The 15,202-nt window shown below is 67.8% G+C and carries 11 protein-coding genes and 1 pseudogene; 6 read left to right on the forward strand and 6 right to left on the reverse strand.

All coding sequences use genetic code 11. The features are described from left to right. Positions 1–4: 4 nt before the first annotated feature. Entirely contained in the window at positions 5–1,357 is a 1,353-nt protein-coding gene (locus IPP91_14650) for a cytochrome ubiquinol oxidase subunit I (protein MBL0143305.1), read from the forward strand. A 10-nt stretch (positions 1,358–1,367) separates the two neighbouring features. Then, complete coding sequence (locus tag IPP91_14655; GenBank protein ID MBL0143306.1) at positions 1,368–2,354, forward strand: cytochrome d ubiquinol oxidase subunit II; 987 nt, start codon at positions 1,368–1,370, stop codon at positions 2,352–2,354. An 84-nt stretch (positions 2,355–2,438) separates the two neighbouring features. On the opposite strand, the gene IPP91_14660 is transcribed toward IPP91_14655, so the two are convergent. Continuing rightward, complete coding sequence (locus IPP91_14660) at positions 2,439–2,762, reverse strand: ferredoxin family protein (GenBank protein MBL0143307.1); 324 nt, start codon at positions 2,760–2,762, stop codon at positions 2,439–2,441. Between the two features lie 219 nt (positions 2,763–2,981). On the opposite strand from IPP91_14660, the gene trxA reads away from it, so the two are divergent. From trxA to IPP91_14680, 4 genes and pseudogenes are all read left to right on the forward strand, one after another. Then, on the forward strand, positions 2,982–3,308 hold the full coding sequence (gene trxA / locus IPP91_14665; GenBank protein ID MBL0143308.1) for a thioredoxin TrxA: 327 nt from the start codon (positions 2,982–2,984) through the stop codon (positions 3,306–3,308). A gap of 177 nt (positions 3,309–3,485) precedes the next feature. Next, positions 3,486–4,740: pseudogene (gene rho, locus IPP91_14670) on the forward strand (transcription termination factor Rho). A 317-nt stretch (positions 4,741–5,057) separates the two neighbouring features. Beyond that, the gene (locus IPP91_14675) at positions 5,058–5,318 is read left to right on the forward strand and encodes a type B 50S ribosomal protein L31 (GenBank protein ID MBL0143309.1); all 261 of its coding nucleotides are present in this window, start codon (positions 5,058–5,060) and stop codon (positions 5,316–5,318) included. A 135-nt stretch (positions 5,319–5,453) separates the two neighbouring features. Continuing rightward, positions 5,454–7,130: a glycosyltransferase family 39 protein gene (locus tag IPP91_14680; GenBank protein ID MBL0143310.1), complete on the forward strand. Its 1,677-nt coding sequence runs from the start codon at positions 5,454–5,456 to the stop codon at positions 7,128–7,130. A gap of 7 nt (positions 7,131–7,137) precedes the next feature. Here IPP91_14680 and IPP91_14685 read toward each other — a convergent pair whose 3' ends face one another. The 5 genes from IPP91_14685 to IPP91_14705 form a co-directional block, all read right to left on the reverse strand. Further along, positions 7,138–9,798 (reverse strand): cation-translocating P-type ATPase, encoded by a 2,661-nt coding sequence (locus tag IPP91_14685; protein MBL0143311.1) that lies wholly within the window; start codon positions 9,796–9,798, stop codon positions 7,138–7,140. 90 nt (positions 9,799–9,888) lie between these two features. Further along, positions 9,889–11,118: a glycolate oxidase subunit GlcF gene (gene glcF, locus IPP91_14690; protein MBL0143312.1), complete on the reverse strand. Its 1,230-nt coding sequence runs from the start codon at positions 11,116–11,118 to the stop codon at positions 9,889–9,891. Positions 11,119–11,127: 9 nt separating this feature from the next. Next, the gene (glcE, locus tag IPP91_14695; protein ID MBL0143313.1) at positions 11,128–12,186 is read right to left on the reverse strand and encodes a glycolate oxidase subunit GlcE; all 1,059 of its coding nucleotides are present in this window, start codon (positions 12,184–12,186) and stop codon (positions 11,128–11,130) included. A gap of 27 nt (positions 12,187–12,213) precedes the next feature. Then, positions 12,214–13,686: an FAD-binding protein gene (locus IPP91_14700; protein ID MBL0143314.1), complete on the reverse strand. Its 1,473-nt coding sequence runs from the start codon at positions 13,684–13,686 to the stop codon at positions 12,214–12,216. After that, complete coding sequence (locus tag IPP91_14705; GenBank protein ID MBL0143315.1) at positions 13,686–15,194, reverse strand: FAD-binding protein; 1,509 nt, start codon at positions 15,192–15,194, stop codon at positions 13,686–13,688. Before IPP91_14705 ends, IPP91_14700 begins: the two co-directional genes overlap by 1 nt. Between the last annotated feature and the right edge of the window lie 8 nt (positions 15,195–15,202).

Consider the following 15,202-nt stretch of genomic DNA (forward strand, 5'->3'; position numbering starts at 1 on the left):
GGCCATCGACGATCCCCTTCTGCTTGCGCGCGCGCAGTTCGGACTGAACATCGCGTTTCACATCCTGTTTCCCTCGCTCACGATCGCGCTTGCCTGGTTCCTGCTGGGATTTCGCATCGCGTATCACCGCACCGGCGACGCGGGCTGGCTCAGGACCTACAAGCTCTGGACCAAGATCTTCGCCCTCACGTTCGCGATGGGGGTAGTGACGGGCATCGTGATGTCCTTCCAGTTCGGCACCAACTGGCCGGGCTACATGAATACGGTTGGCGCCATCGCCGGGCCACTGCTCGCCTACGAGGTGCTCACCGCGTTCTTCCTCGAAGCCACCTTCCTCGGCGTGATGCTCTTCGGGATGAATCGCGTGCCCCCCTGGGCGCACATCGCGGCCACGGCGCTCGTGGCAGCGGGCACCTCGCTCTCAGCGTTCTGGATCCTCGCGCTCAACTCCTGGATGCAGACGCCGACGGGCCACGTCCTCGACGGCCACCAGTGGATCGCCGGGGACTGGATGACCGTGATCTTCAATCCTTCCTTCCCCTATCGCCTCACGCACATGCTGATCGCCTCGGGGCTCACGGCAGCCTTCGTCGTTGCGGGCCTGTCTGCCTGGCGCCTCCTCAAGGCGCCGGCCGACGAATACGCATGGCGCACGATGCGCGTGGGTGTGCTCATCGCCGCCGTTCTCGCGCCGACTCAGGCCGTCGTCGGCGATTTCCACGGACTGAACACCCTCGAGCACCAGCCGGCAAAGATCGCCGCGATGGAGGCTATCTGGCACACGGAGAAAGGCGTGCCTCTGGTGCTCTTCGCGATCCCCAACGAGTCGACGAAGTCCAACGACTACGCGATCGAACTTCCTTACGGCGCGAGCCTCATCCTCAAGCACGACGCCAGAGCCGAACTGAAGGGGCTCGATGCGTTCGGGGCCGACGTCCCGCCGGTGGCGCCCGTGTTCTTCGCCTTCCGCCTCATGGTGGGCATCGGGGTAATGATGATCGCGGCCTCCTGGTTCACCGCGTGGATGACGAGGCGCGGCAGCGCAGTGCCGCGCTGGATCCTGTGGACGCTCGCGGCATTCACCTTCTCGGGCTGGGCGGCCACGCTGGCGGGGTGGATGGTCACGGAGATCGGGCGCCAGCCCTGGCTCGTGCATGGCGTGCTTCGCACGAGCGAGGCTGTCGGGGAGATCTCCGGCGCGCAGCTCGGCGCGAGCCTCACGGGCTACGCCCTCACGTACGCGGCCATGTTCATCGCGTACATGGTCGTGCTGACCCATCTGGCGGGCCAGGGCGCCGAGGCAGTGGAGACCAGGGCAAGGGCGGGGGCCACTTCCGCCGGTACGGCCGCGGACTGAGGAGGACGCCATGGACCTTCCCGTGATCTTCATGGTGCTGATGGGCGTTGCGATTCTCGCCTACGTGGTGCTCGACGGCTTCGACCTCGGCGTGGGAATGCTCATGCCGGCCGCGAACGCGCAGCAGCAGTCGGTGATGGTGTCCTCCATCGGCCCGTTCTGGGAGCCGAACCAAACCTGGCTCGTTCTGGGAATCGGGCTGTTGCTCGCGGCCTTTCCGCGGGCACATGGCGTCGTGCTGGGCGCGCTTTATCTTCCGGTGGTGGTGATGCTCATCGGCCTGATGTTTCGCGGCGTGGCCTTCGAGTTCCGCCTGAAGGCGCTCGGCTGGCACCGGGAACTGTGGAACTGGCTCTTCTGGGCGGGCTCCTTCCTCGCATCCTTCGCGCAGGGCTTCATGCTAGGGCGCTACATCACGGGCTTCGAGCCCGGCTTCGGCTTCCTGCTCTTCGCGATGATCGTGGGCGCGAGCCTCTGCGGTGGCTATGTGCTGCTCGGCGCGGCCTGGCTCGTGCTGAAGACAGAGGGCGACCTGCAGCGAAAGGCGTGCGCGTGGACGCGCTGGGGGCTGCTATGGGTGGCACTTGGCGTCGGGCTCGTGAGCCTCGCTACGCCGATGGTGAGCGAGACCGTTCGCGCCAAGTGGTTCGATTTCCCGCGCACGCTGGCGCTCATGGCGCTGCCGGCCGCGTGCCTCTGGGCGGGATTCATCGTGTGGCTTTCCGCAGGGCGCATCTCGCGCCGCGAGGGCGGGCGCGACTGGCAGCCGTTCGCCGGCGCCGTGGCGATCTTCGTGATCGCCTTCCTCGGCCTCGCCTACAGCCTGTTTCCGTACGTTGTGATCGACAAGCTGACGATCTGGGATGCGGCGGCTCACCCCTCGGCGCTCAAGGTGGTGCTTGCGGGCGCGCTCGTCGTGCTGCCCTTCATCGCCGGTTACACCGTAATCTCGTACCGGGTATTCCGCGGCAAGGCGAAGGGGGGGCTTTACGACTAGGGTGGCGTTGCCTGCCGGCGTTGAGCGGCAGCTTGCTGTCCGCTCGAACGACGTTCCCGCTTTCTGCCGGCGTCGCCCCCTCCCCTATTTCTCCAGCAATCCCTTCTTGTCCTTCACCGACTTCCACTCGTCCGCATCCGCCGGCGCTTCCTTGCGCTCGACGATCGGCTTCCAGACCTTGCAGAGTTCGGCGTTGATGGCGATGAACCCCTTCTGGTCGGCCGGCACGTCGTCCTCGGCGAAAATGGCCTCAACCGGGCATTCGGCCACGCACAGCGTGCAGTCGATGCATTCGTCGGGGTCGATGACCAGGAAATTCGGGCCTTCGCGAAAGCAGTCCACGGGGCACACGTCGACACAGTCGGTGTACTTGCACTTGATGCAGGACTCGGTGACCACGTACGTCATGAATCTGGACCTTTCGGGGGTGGACGGACGGGCCGCCAGAAAGCCGGGAATTTTACCAGAATTGCGCTTCCTTCCTCGAATCCGGCAACGGTACCCGCCCCGGGCTGCTTTGCCTCCCGCCCGCGGTTAGGCTACGATTTGACTCCATCCGAAGCGCCCGGCCGCCCCTGAAGGCGGCCATGCCCGGCGCGCCATCCCCGCCCAATTGAAGAGGTAACCGTGAGCGAAAACATCATCCAGGTGACGGACGATTCCTTTGACGAGGAAGTCCTCAAGAGCCCGACGCCGGTCCTGGTCGATTACTGGGCCGAGTGGTGCGGCCCCTGCAAGATGATCGCCCCGGCGCTGGAGCAGGTCGCCCAGGAATACGCCGGTCGCCTCACGGTGGCCAAGCTCAACATCGACGAGAACCAGGCCACGCCGCCGAAGTTCGGCATTCGCGGCATTCCCACGCTCATGCTGTTCAAGAACGGCAACGTCGAGGCGACCAAGGTGGGCGCGCTTTCGAAGACCCAGCTGAACGCCTTCATTGACAGCAACATCTGAAACCGGCTACCCTCAAGTCGTCCTGGCTGTTGATATTTTAGGTTGCCGGCCCGTTCCTCGACCTCGCCGCAGCCTCCCCATCCCGCAGCACCCTCCGCAGCCAGGTAACTCCCCCGCCATTGCCGGTCCGCGCCTTCCGCGCGAGCCCGTTAAACACATCCAGCCCACGCCCCCCGCATGTACCTTTCCGACCTGAAGCTCAAGCACGTCTCCGAACTCCTCGAGATGGCCACGGAGATCGAGGGCGCCAACCGCCTTCGCAAGCAGGAACTCATCTTCGCCCTCCTCAAGTTCCAGGCGAAGAAGGGCGATGCCATCTTCGGCGACGGCACGCTCGAAGTCCTGCAGGATGGATTCGGGTTCCTGCGCTCGCCCGACACGAGCTACCTCGCGGGCCCGGACGACATCTACGTCTCGCCCTCGCAGATCCGGCGCTTCAACCTGCACACGGGCGATTCCATCGAGGGCGAGATCCGGACGCCCAAGGACGGGGAGCGCTACTTCGCCCTGGTGAAGGTGGACAAGGTGAACGGCGAGCCGCCGGAAAACGCCAAGTCCAAGATCCTCTTCGAGAACCTCACGCCGCTGCACCCGGACAAGCCGCTCAAGCTCGAGCGCGAGATCAAGGCGGAGGAGAACCTCACCGGGCGCGTGATCGACATCATGGCGCCCATCGGCAAGGGCCAGCGCGGCCTCATCATCTCGCCGCCCAAGGCCGGCAAGACCGTGCTCATGCAGCACATGGCGCATGCGCTCACCACCAACCACCCCGACATCGTCCTCATCGTGCTGCTCATCGACGAGCGCCCGGAGGAAGTGACGGAAATGACGCGCTCGGTGCGGGGCGAAGTCGTCGCCTCCACCTTCGACGAGCCCGCCACGCGCCACGTGCAGGTCGCCGAAATGGTGATCGAGAAGGCCAAGCGCCTGATCGAGCACAAGAAGGACGTGGTGATTCTGCTCGACTCGATCACCCGCCTCGCGCGCGCCTACAACACCGTCGTCCCCGCCTCGGGCAAGGTACTCACGGGCGGCGTGGATTCCAACGCCCTGCAGCGCCCGAAGCGCTTCTTCGGCGCCGCCCGGAACGTCGAGGAAGGCGGCTCGCTCACGATCATCGCCACGGCCCTCATCGACACCGGCTCGCGCATGGACGACGTGATCTACGAGGAGTTCAAGGGCACCGGCAACATGGAAATCCACCTCGACCGGCGCATGGCCGAGAAGCGCGTCTATCCGGCGATCAACGTCAACCGCTCCGGGCACGCGGCGCGAGGAGCTCCTCATCGCGCCGGAAATCCTCCCCAAGGTCTGGATCCTGCGCAAGCTTCTGTTCGGGATGGACGAACTCGAGGCGACCGAATTCCTCATCGACAAGCTGCGGGCAACGAAGAGCAACGACGAATTCTTCAACAGCATGAAAAAAGGCTGAGCGCAGCGAGGCCCGGACTGCGGGAACGTCGTTGGACCGGACGGGATGGCTTCGTTCCGCCAGGTCGAACGCCCCGGTCCGCCGGTCAACGCCTGCAGGCAGGAATTCCGCGCTCGGCATCCTTGGACGGCAAATTTCTGCGCTGCATCATGAAGGCGGCTCGATTTCGGCGCATTTCCCGCCGTTTCCGGGCTGCAAACCCCTGATTGGCATAGGATTTGCCTAAATAGCCCGTTTCGGCCATAATGCTCGTTTCCCGGCAGCCGGTTCGGTAACCACCACCCGGCGCCCAGAGAGCGAGAAAGGCGCGAGAGACCATGAAAGAAGGCATCCACCCCAACTACCGCGAGGTAGTGTTCCTCGACACCAGCTGCGATTTCGGCTTTGTCACGCGCTCCACCGTCTCGACCAGCGAGACGATCAAGTGGAAGGATGGCAAGGAGTACCCGGTCTACAAGATCGAAATCTCTGCCGAGTCCCATCCGTTCTACACCGGCAAGCAGAAAATCATGGACACGGCCGGCCGCGTCGACAAGTTCAAGAAGCGCTACGCCCGCAAGTCGGCCACGCCTTCCTGACCCTCTGCGTCATTTCGCGCGAGCCAGGCACCAAGTAAGCGCCCGCTCGTCGATTCAGGAAAGGCAGCCGCGGCTGCCTTTTTTGTTGCCCCGGCTACAATAGCCCATGCCCCGTTGCCACCCCGTGGAGCGCGCGTGAACCGCGCTGCCGATCCTCTCGCCGATACCGGCGGGCGTCGCATCGCCTACGACGGCACGAGCACGCCGGTAAAGGCCGCGCTCTTCGTGCTGGTCTGCCTGGGGTGGCTCCTGCCCGGCCTCGTGGGTCATGACCCATGGAAGACCGACGAGGCGCTTGCCCTGGGCGCGGTGGCCGAGATGCTGCGCTCCGGCGACTGGGCGGTGCCTATGCTGGCCGGGGAGCCCTACCTGGATCGAGCTCCGCTCTTCTTCTGGACGGCTGCCGCATCGGCCTGGACCTTCAGCGGCTGGCTTGCGCTTCACGATGCCGCGCGGCTGGCGGCGGGGTTCTTCATGGCGATCACGATGGCCGGGGTGCACGTGGCCGCCGTCACCCTGCACGGCCCGCGCGCGGGCCGCATCGCGGTCCTGCTCCTCATCGGCTGCGTGGGGCTGCTCATCCGCGCCCACGAGATGAGCACGGACCTTGCGGGTCTCGCCGGCGTGTCGGTGGGCGTGGCGGGGCTGGCGATGGCCGTCCGGCGACCGGCTATCGGGGGCCCGCTCCTCGGCGTCGGCATGGGAATCGCGTTCCTCGGTGACGGGCTGATACCGGCCCTGCTCGTCGGCGTGCTCGCCCTGGCGCTCCCTGCGACGGGGCCAGAGTGGCGGACGCGCGCCTATTCGGTTGCAGTCGCGGTGGGCCTGGCGATCGCCATCCCCCTGGCCGGCGCATGGCCCCTGTTCCTCGCGCAGCGTGACCCGGCGCTTTCCGCGCAATGGCTGGGCGTTGCGCTCGCCACGCGCTGGTCGGAAGGTGCCTCGGGCGGAATGCTCACGGACCTGGTTTATTTCGCGAAGATCCTCCCGTGGTACGGATGGCCGGCGCTTCCCCTTGCGGCCTGGACGGTCTGGCGGGCGCGCAGGACGCTCGCCACACGCTCGGACCTGCACTTGCCCCTGGCGGGAACCCTTTTGTTCTTCCTCCTGCTTTCTCTCCTCGCCGACGCGCGGGAACTCAACGCAATGCCTTTGCTCGTGCCTCTCGTGCTCCTGGGTGTTGCGGAACTCGATTCGCTGCCGCGCGGCATCGCAAGCGCCCTGGACTGGTTCGGCGTCACGACCTTCGCGCTCCTGGCCCTGATCCTGTGGGCGGGATTCGTCGCGGCCATGACCGGCAGTCCGGCCCCGATCGCAGCCTGGTTGCAGCGCGAAATTCCCGGCTATGCCTACCCGTTCCGCTTCATCCCCTTCGCGCTGGCGGTCCTGCTCACGTGCATCTGGGTGGTGGTCGTCGCCCGGTCGCTGCGCACGACGCGCCGCGCCGTGGTGAACTGGAGCGCGGGAATCACGATGGTGTGGATGCTCACGATGATGCTGGGGCTGCCGCTCATCGATCAGGCACGGAGCTACCGCGGCGTGGCCACGAGGCTCGCGGCCGAAATCGGCCGGTCCCGGTGCACTATCGGCGCCGGTGTGGGAGACGCGCAGCGTGCCCTCCTCGACTACTTCATCGGCCTGCGCCTCGTGCATCCGGGTGGTCCCGATGCCGCCCGCTGCGATACGCTGCTTGCGCAGGTTTCGCCTGGCCACCCGTCCGCCGTGGACCGGGCCCGCTGGAAGGAGGCCTGGCGCGGTTCCCGTCCCGGGGACAAGAGCGAGGCGCTCGTTCTCTACCGGCGCGTGCGCTGAGGCCCGCTCATCGCTCCGGGTAGAGGACGCCCGCGCGGATCAGCGCCTTCTCCATCTCGACGGCCACGAACACGACGCACGACAAGGCAAGGCAGATCGCCAGTTCGTCCGCCGAAAGCGGCTTGGTGTGGAAGATACCGTTGAGCCACGGCACGTAGATCACCGCGAGCTGCAGCAGCACGGTGAAGACGATCGTCCCGGCAAGGGGCAGGTTCGAGCCGAGCCCCAGGGCAAACAGGGATTCGCGTTCGGAGCGCAAGGCCAGGGCCAGGCCGAGCTGCGAAAGCGAGAGCACGGTGAACACCATGGTCTGCCAATGTCCGTGGCCGGTGGTGAAGGCCCAGGCCTGGACGGCGATGCAGACGCCGCCCAGCAGCAATCCGACCCAGGCAATGTGCTGCCACATGCCGCGAGCGAACACGCTTTCGTTCGGCGGGCGCGGCGGGCGCCGCATGAGCCCGGGCTCGCCCGGCTCCATCGCAAGCGCCAGGCCCGGCAGCCCGTCGGTCACGAGATTCACCCAGAGGATATGGATCGGCAGCAAGGGGATCGGCAGGCCCAGGAATGGCGCCAGGAAGATCGTCCAGATCTCGCCCATGTTCCCGGTCAGCGCGTACTTGATGAACTTGCGGACGTTGTCGTAGATGCGCCGCCCTTCGCGCACGGCAGCGACGATGGTCGCGAAGTTGTCGTCCAGGAGAACGAGGTGCGAGGCCTCGCGCGCCACGTCGGTTCCCGACCGGCCCATCGAGACGCCGACATCCGCGCGGTTGAGCGCAGGCGCATCGTTCACGCCGTCCCCGGTCATCGCGACGATCTCGCCCCTGGCCTGCAACGCCTCGACGATGCGGATCTTCTGCTCCGGATTCACGCGCGCGTAGACCGCCGTCCGCCCTGCCGCATCGCGCAGCTCGTCCTGCGAGAGCCCGGAGAGCTCCACGCCGTCCATCACGGTCTCGCCCACGCCCAGGATGCCCAGCCGGGTGGCAATGGCCCGCGCGGTGACGGGGTGATCGCCGGTGATCATGACCGGCACAATGCCGGCAGACACGCACTCGGCGACCGCGGCGGCAGCCTCCTCGCGCGGCGGGTCGATGAGCCCCACGAGCCCGAGCAGCATCAGGTCGGTCTCGATCGCATCCGCGTCGTCACCACCGGGAAGGCCATGCCATCGGCGCGACGCCAGCGCGAGTACTCGCAGGCCGTCGGCCGCCATCCGGCCGGCCTGCGCCAGCACGGACGGTGCATCGATCGCCGCCTCCCCATCCGACGTCGCGATTCGCGAGCAACGGTCGACCACGGATTCGGGGGCTCCCTTCGTGAAGGCGACGTGGCCTTCCCCGACGCGGTGCACGGTGGTCATGCGCTTGCGATCGGAGTCGAAAGGCAGCTCCATGACGCGAGGCCACGCAGCCGCGAGTTGCGCCTTGACGTACCCCGCGTCGCGTGCGGCCGCGTACAGGGCGGTTTCGGTGGGATCTCCCTGCAGCTCCCCTTCGGCACCTTCCCCGGCATCGTTGCAAAGCGCGATCGCGCGCGCGAGTTGCGCCCACGGCTCGCCCTCGGGGACCTGACCGTCCGGACCCGCGTGCGCAACGCCGGACCAGAGCCTCGCCACGCACATCCGGTTCTGCGTGAGGGTTCCGGTCTTGTCCGTGCAGATGTAGGTCACGGAACCCAGCGCCTCGACCGCGGGCAGACGGCGCACCAGGGCGTTTCGCCGCGCCATCTTGCCTGCGCCCATCGCCAGCGCCACGGTGATGACCGCCGGCAACGCCTCGGGAATGGCCGCCACCGCCAGGCTCACCGCCGTGAGAAACATGAGTGCCATCGGCTCGCCGCGAAACAGCCCCGCCACGAAGACGATGGCGCAGATCCCCAGCGCGGCGATCGCAAGTCGCTTGCCGAAGTGCGCAAGCCGGCGCTGCAAGGGAGTCTGCCCTTCGCCCGCCGACTGGATGAGCGCGGCAATGCGGCCCAGCTCGGTCGCCATGCCGGTGGCCGCAACGATGCCGCGTCCACGCCCATACGTGACCACCGTGCCCTTGTAGGCCATGTTCGTGCGGTCGCCCAGGGCGGCGGCGGCCGACTCCACCGGCAGCACCTGCTTTTCCACCGGAAGGGACTCGCCCGTGAGCGCGGCCTCCTGCACCTTCAGGCGCGCCGACTCGACCAGGCGCAAGTCGGCGGGAACGATATTGCCCGCTTCCAGAAGCACGACGTCGCCGGGCACCAGCTCGCGCGCCGCAACATCCACCATCTCTCCATTGCGCAGGACGCGAGCGTGGGGCGCACCCAGCCTGCGCAGCGCCGCCATCGTCTGCTCCGCGCGGTATTCCTGGACAAAGCCGATCACCGCGTTGAGCACCACGATGACCACGATGGCGATGGAATCCTGCGGCTCGCCCACCACACCGGCCACGGCCGCCGCCGCGAGCAGCACGACGATCATGAAGTCGGTGAACTGCCCGGCGAACATCCGCCAAGGGGAGCGGCGCTCGCCCTGCGCGAGCTCGTTGGCGCCGTGCTGATCGAGCCGCTTTCCGACCTCGCCGCGCGAAAGTCCGGTCGCCGGCACCGTGGCGAGTCGGGTTGCGACTTCCGCAACGTCCAGGCGATGCCAGTCGGACGACGGGACGGCGGCAGGGCGATCACCGCTGGAGTCCATGGACCATCGTCTCCGGTGAAACGATGCCCCAGCTTGGCACCCCCGGGGGAGCGCGCCGTGACCTAGGTCAACTGCGGGGCGCCCACGACCCTAGGCCAGGCGTTTGTCGAGCAACTCGATCCAGTGCGACACCGGCTTCGAGGCGCCGGTCTCGATGTGCAGCAGGCACCCGATGTTCGAGGTGCATATCGCCGCCGGCTTCCCCGACTCGAGGGCCTTTACCTTGTTGGCGAGGAGCTGCCCGGAGAGCTCGTGCTGGAGTATCGAGTACGTGCCGGCCGAGCCGCAGCAGACGTGCGCATCGGGCACCGGGGTGAGCGTGAAGCCGGCCTCGCGCAGGATCGATTCCACGATGCCCTTCTGCTTGAGCCCGTGCTGCAGGCTGCAGGGGGCGTGGTAGGCGACGGGTTCGGCCACGGACGCCTTTCCCGCAAGGAGCCTCACAAGCGCTTCCCGCTCGGCGGCAACCACCTGCCCCACGTCCCTTGCGAGTTCGGTCACGCGCGCCGCCTTCTTCGCATAGGCCGGATCGTTCGCGAGCAGGTGGCCATAGTCCTGCACCATGGTGCCGCAACCGCTCGCGGTGACGACGATCGCTTCCGCCCCGGCTTCGAGGTGCGGCCACCACGCGTCCACTTGCCGGCGCATCCGGTCGAGCGCGGCATCCTGCGCGTTGAGGTGGAACTCGATCGCCCCGCAGCAACCCGCCTGCGGGACGCGGACGAGCGATATGCCCAGCCTGTCGAGCACCCGCGCCGTTGCGGCATTGATGTCGGGCGCAAGCGCGGGCTGCACGCAGCCGTCGAGAACGATCATCGTCCGCGAATGGCGCGCGGCCGGCCAGGCGCCCGCCTCGCGCTTCGGCGGCACTTGTTTCGCGAGCGCCAGCGGAAGCAATGGCCGGACGACGCGGCCCAGGGCCACGCCAAGGGAAAAGAGCGGCCCGGAAAGGAACGCGAAGCGGAGCAGGCGCCGGAACGCGCGGTCGGCGAGTCCGCGCGGCACCTTCTTCCCGATCACCTCGCGCCCGATGTCCACGAGCCGGCCGTACTGCACGCCCGAGGGGCACGTGGTCTCGCAGGCGCGACAGGTAAGGCAGCGGTCGAGATGCACCTGCGTGCGCATGGTGACCGGCGCGCCCTCGAAGGCCTGCTTCATGAGGTAGATGCGCCCGCGCGGACTGTCGAGCTCGTCGCCAAGCAGGTTGTAGGTGGGACACGTGGCGAGACAGAAGCCGCAGTGCACGCACTTGCGCAGGATCGCGTCGGCTTCGATGCCCTCGGGCGTGTCCTTGATCCAGTCGGCGAGGTTGGTTTGCATCGCGGTCGGTCAGAAGTTGTCCATGCGGCCGGGATTGAGAATGCCGGCGGGATCGAAAGCCTCCTTGAGGCGCCGGTGGATCTTGGCAATGGCGGGCGCCAGCGGATGGAAAACGCCGGCGCCGCGGTCGCCGCCCCGGAAGAGCGTCGCGTGCCCCTTCGCCGTCGCGGCCGCCTCGCGTGCCCGGGCCGGGTCGAGCGCGCCGCTCACCCAGCGCTCGCCACCGCCCCACTCGATGAGTTGCGGGTGGGCGAGCGCCATGGGCGCCGCGGTCTGCGCGACCGACAGGCGCCACAGGGGCCGATCGGCTGCGAAGAACGGCAGGCGCTGCTCGCGCAGGCCCTCCCACCAGGCCGAGCCCTCGGCGACCTCCGCTCCCCCCAGCTTAGCTCTCGCGGCGGACACCGCGCTTGCCGCGCCGGAGAGACGAAGGCGCAGCACGCCCGCCTCCCACGCCGTCGCGGACAGCGGCAGCGGCTGGCCGGCCCAGCGGTTCACCGTCTCGAGCATCTGCGCCTCGTCCATCTCGAAGGCGAGAGTGACTTCCGCCGGTGGCCTCGGCAGCACCTTGAAGGAAAGCTCCGTGAGGATTCCCAGCGTGCCGAGCGCGCCGGCCATGAGCCGGGAGACATCGTACCCCGCGACGTTCTTGATGACTCGCCCGCCGAACGAGAGATCCTCACCCTTCCCGTTCACGATGCGCGCGCCGAGAACGAAGTCGCGCACGGCGCCCGTGTACGGCCGGCGCGGTCCCGAGAAATTGCAGGCGACGGTGCCACCGATGGTCGCGGCCTCCCCGAAGCGAGGCGGCTCGAACGGAAGCATCTGCCCCTCGGCCGCGAGCGTCGGATCGACATCCGCGAGACGCGTCCCCGCTTTCACGGTAAGCACCAGCTCCCTCGGCTCGTAGGCGATGATTCCCGCGTAGCCCGCCACGTCCGCCGGATCGCCCTCGATCCGCGCGCCGTAGAAGTCCTTCGTGCCGCCGCCGCGAATGCGAAGCGGCGCCTTGCGCGCGGCGTGATCCTTGACCCGGTCGGCGAGGTCTCGAATGAAGTTGTCGGTCATGGGCAGGTCAGGATCAGTCCCTGTTGTTCAGAATCGGGGGATGTCGGGGCGCGGAAGGCGGCCGCCGCTCACGTGCAGGCCGCCCCATTCGGCGCAGCGCTTGAGTGTGGGGACCGCCTTGCCGGGGTTGAGGATGCCCGCGGGGTCGAAGGCGCGCTTCACGTCGTGGAAGGCGGCAATCTCCCCGTCGCGGAACTGGAGGCACATCTGCTTGAGTTTCTCGATGCCGACCCCGTGCTCGCCGGTGATGGTTCCTCCGTGGTCGATGCACAGCTCCAGGATCTTTCCACCCAGCTCCTCGCTGCGCTCGAGCTCTCCCGCCTTCGCGGAGTCGTAGAAGATGCACGGGTGCATGTTGCCGTCGCCCGCGTGAAAGACGTTGCCGATCACCAGCCCGTACTCGCGCCCCAGCGCGTAGATGCTCTCGAGCACCTCGGGCAGCGCGCGCCGCGGGATCGTGCCGTCCATCGTGTAGTAGTCCGGCATCACCGTCGCGAGCGCGGCGAAAGCCCCCTTGCGCGACTTCCACAGGTTCGCCCGCTCCTCGCTGCTCTTCGCCACCCGCACCTGCGTGGCGTGGCAGGACGCGAGAATTACCTGCACCGCCGCCAGCATCTCCGCCGTCTCCTCGGCGCCGCCGTCCACCTCCACGAGCAGCAGCGCCTCGGCCTTGGGAAGGCCGAGCGACATGTAGCGCTCGCAGGCATCGATCACGACGCGGTCCATCATCTCGATCGCCGCGGGAATCACGCCCGCCCCGATGATGGCGCCCACGGCCTCCGCGCCGGCCTTCACGGTATCGAACGCGGCCAGCATCGTCTCCGTGGCTTCGGGCTGCGGCAGCAGGCGAAGCGTGGCTTGCGTGACGATGCCGAGATTGCCTTCGCTGCCGTTCAGGAGCGCGAGAAAATCGTAGCCGGGCGCGTCCAGCGATTCACCGCCCACCTCGAGCAGCTCGCCTTCGCCGTCGATGACGCGAAGGCCCGTCACGTTGTGGACCGTGAGCCCGTACTTGAGGCAATGCACGCCGCCGGCATTCTCGGCCACGTTTCCGCCGATTGAGGAAACGACCTGGCTCGAGGGGTCGGGCGCGAAGTAGAGACCGGCGGGAGCCGCCGCCTCCGTCACCTGCGCGTTGGGCACGCCAGGCTCCACCGTGGCGAGGCGCGCGGCGGCATCGATCGCCACGATCCGGCGCATGCGCGTGAGGACGAGCATCACGCCATCCGCACGGGGCGTCGCGCCGCCGGAAATGCCCGTTCCGGCGCCGCGCGTCACCACCGGCACCCCGAGGCGCCCCAGCGCGCGGACGATCTCGCGCACCTGCCCCTCGGAATCGGGAAGCACGGCGGCCATCGGCATCTCGCGCTTCTGGATGTAGGCATCCATCTCGAAGGCGGCAAGCCGCTCTCGCTCCGCGATCACGCTGACAGGCGGGCGCACGGCCGCGAGCGCCGCAAGAGCGTCGGCACGGGCGTCGGTGCGGACGGAGGCGCTCATCAGAAGCGCGGCAGGTCGGGAAACGGAAGCTGGCCGCGGCTCACGCGCATCGCGCCGTAATCGGCGCAGCGGTTCAGCGTCGGCACGCCCTTGCCCGGGTTGAGGAGCCCCAGGGGGTCGAACGCGCCCTTTACCGCGTGGAACTGCGCCAGTTCCGTCGGCTTGAACTGGATGCACATCTGCCTGATCTTCTCGACGCCGACACCATGCTCGCCGGTGATGGTGCCGCCCACCTCGATGCTGAGCTCGAGGATGTCACCCGCGAACTCCTCCGTCTTCTCGAATTCGCCCGGCACGTTGGCGTCGTAAAGGATCAGCGGATGGAGGTTGCCGTCGCCGGCATGAAAGACGTTGGCGCAGCGAAGGCCGTAGTGCTTCGAAAGCTCCCCGATGCGCCGCAGGACCCGCCCCACGGCCCCGCGCGGGATGGAGCCGTCGATGCAGTAGTAGTCCGGCGAGATGCGGCCAACGGCGGGAAACGCGGCCTTGCGGCCGGACCAGAACTTCAGCCGCTCCTCCTCGCTCCTCGACACGGCGAAGCGCGTGCAGCCCGCCCGGCGCATCACCTCGGTGATCTTGCCGATCTCCTCGGCGACTTCCTCGGGCGTGCCGTCCGATTCGCACAGCAGGATCGCCTCGGCATCCAGGTCGTAGCCGGCGTGCACGTAATCCTCGACGGCGGCAGTGGCCAGCTTGTCCATCATCTCGAGGCCGGCCGGCACGATGCCCGCGCCGATCACCGCCGCCACCGCCTCGCCGGCCGCCTCGACATTGGCGAAGGATGCCATGACGACCTGCGCCACCTGCGGCTTCGGCAGCAGCTTGACCGTGACCTCGGTGAGCAGCGCGAGGAGCCCTTCCGAGCCGGTCATCACTGCCAGCAGGTCGTACCCCGCGGCGTCGAGGGCATCGGACCCCAGCTCGATCGCCTCGCCCTCGATGGTGAGCGCGCGCACTTTCTGGATGTTGTGCACGGTCAGGCCGTACTTCAGGCAGTGCACGCCGCCCGAGTTCTCCGCCACGTTGCCGCCGATGGAGCAGGCGATCTGACTGGAGGGATCCGGTGCGTAGTACAGGCCGAGCGGGGCCGCCGCTTCCGTGATCTGCGCATTCCTCACGCCGGGCTGGACGTGCGCCACGCGCGCAAGCGCGTCGATGCCGAGGATCCGGTTGAACTTGCCCATCGACAGGAGGATCCCGTCGGCCAGCGGCAGCGCGCCGCCGGAAAGCCCTGTCCCCGAGCCGCGCGCCACGACAGGGGTGCCTGTCTCGCGGGCGATCCTCAACACCTCGGCGGCCTCGCCCACGGTGCCCGGAAGCACCGCTACGAGCGGCGTCTGGCGGTAGGCCGAGAGTCCGTCGCATTCGTAGGGAAGCAGATCCTCGCGTGCCGTAAGCACTGCGTGGGTCGGGAGACGGGCGGACAGCGCGGCCGAAACCGCGTTACGGCGCTCCGCAAGCTCGGCAGGAGGTGGGGTCGGCGTCATGTCTGAAGGAGGGGTCCGCATACGATAGC

It is taken from the genome of Betaproteobacteria bacterium (assembly GCA_016720855.1).
Lineage (GTDB): Bacteria > Pseudomonadota > Gammaproteobacteria > Burkholderiales > Usitatibacteraceae > FEB-7.

Excerpts from the sequence above, each read along its gene's own strand:
- IPP91_14655 (MBL0143306.1), top strand. The coding sequence starts at position 1,368 with ATGGACCTTCCCGTGATCTTCATGGTGCTGATGGGCGTTGCGATTCTC.
- glcE (MBL0143313.1), bottom strand. The coding sequence starts at position 12,186 with ATGACCGACAACTTCATTCGAGACCTCGCCGACCGGGTCAAGGATCAC.
- IPP91_14700 (MBL0143314.1), bottom strand. The coding sequence starts at position 13,686 with ATGAGCGCCTCCGTCCGCACCGACGCCCGTGCCGACGCTCTTGCGGCG.
- IPP91_14685 (MBL0143311.1), bottom strand. The coding sequence starts at position 9,798 with ATGGACTCCAGCGGTGATCGCCCTGCCGCCGTCCCGTCGTCCGACTGG.
- IPP91_14705 (MBL0143315.1), bottom strand. The coding sequence starts at position 15,194 with ATGCGGACCCCTCCTTCAGACATGACGCCGACCCCACCTCCTGCCGAG.
- IPP91_14675 (MBL0143309.1), top strand. The coding sequence starts at position 5,058 with ATGAAAGAAGGCATCCACCCCAACTACCGCGAGGTAGTGTTCCTCGAC.
- IPP91_14660 (MBL0143307.1), bottom strand. The coding sequence starts at position 2,762 with ATGACGTACGTGGTCACCGAGTCCTGCATCAAGTGCAAGTACACCGAC.
- glcF (MBL0143312.1), bottom strand. The coding sequence starts at position 11,118 with ATGCAAACCAACCTCGCCGACTGGATCAAGGACACGCCCGAGGGCATC.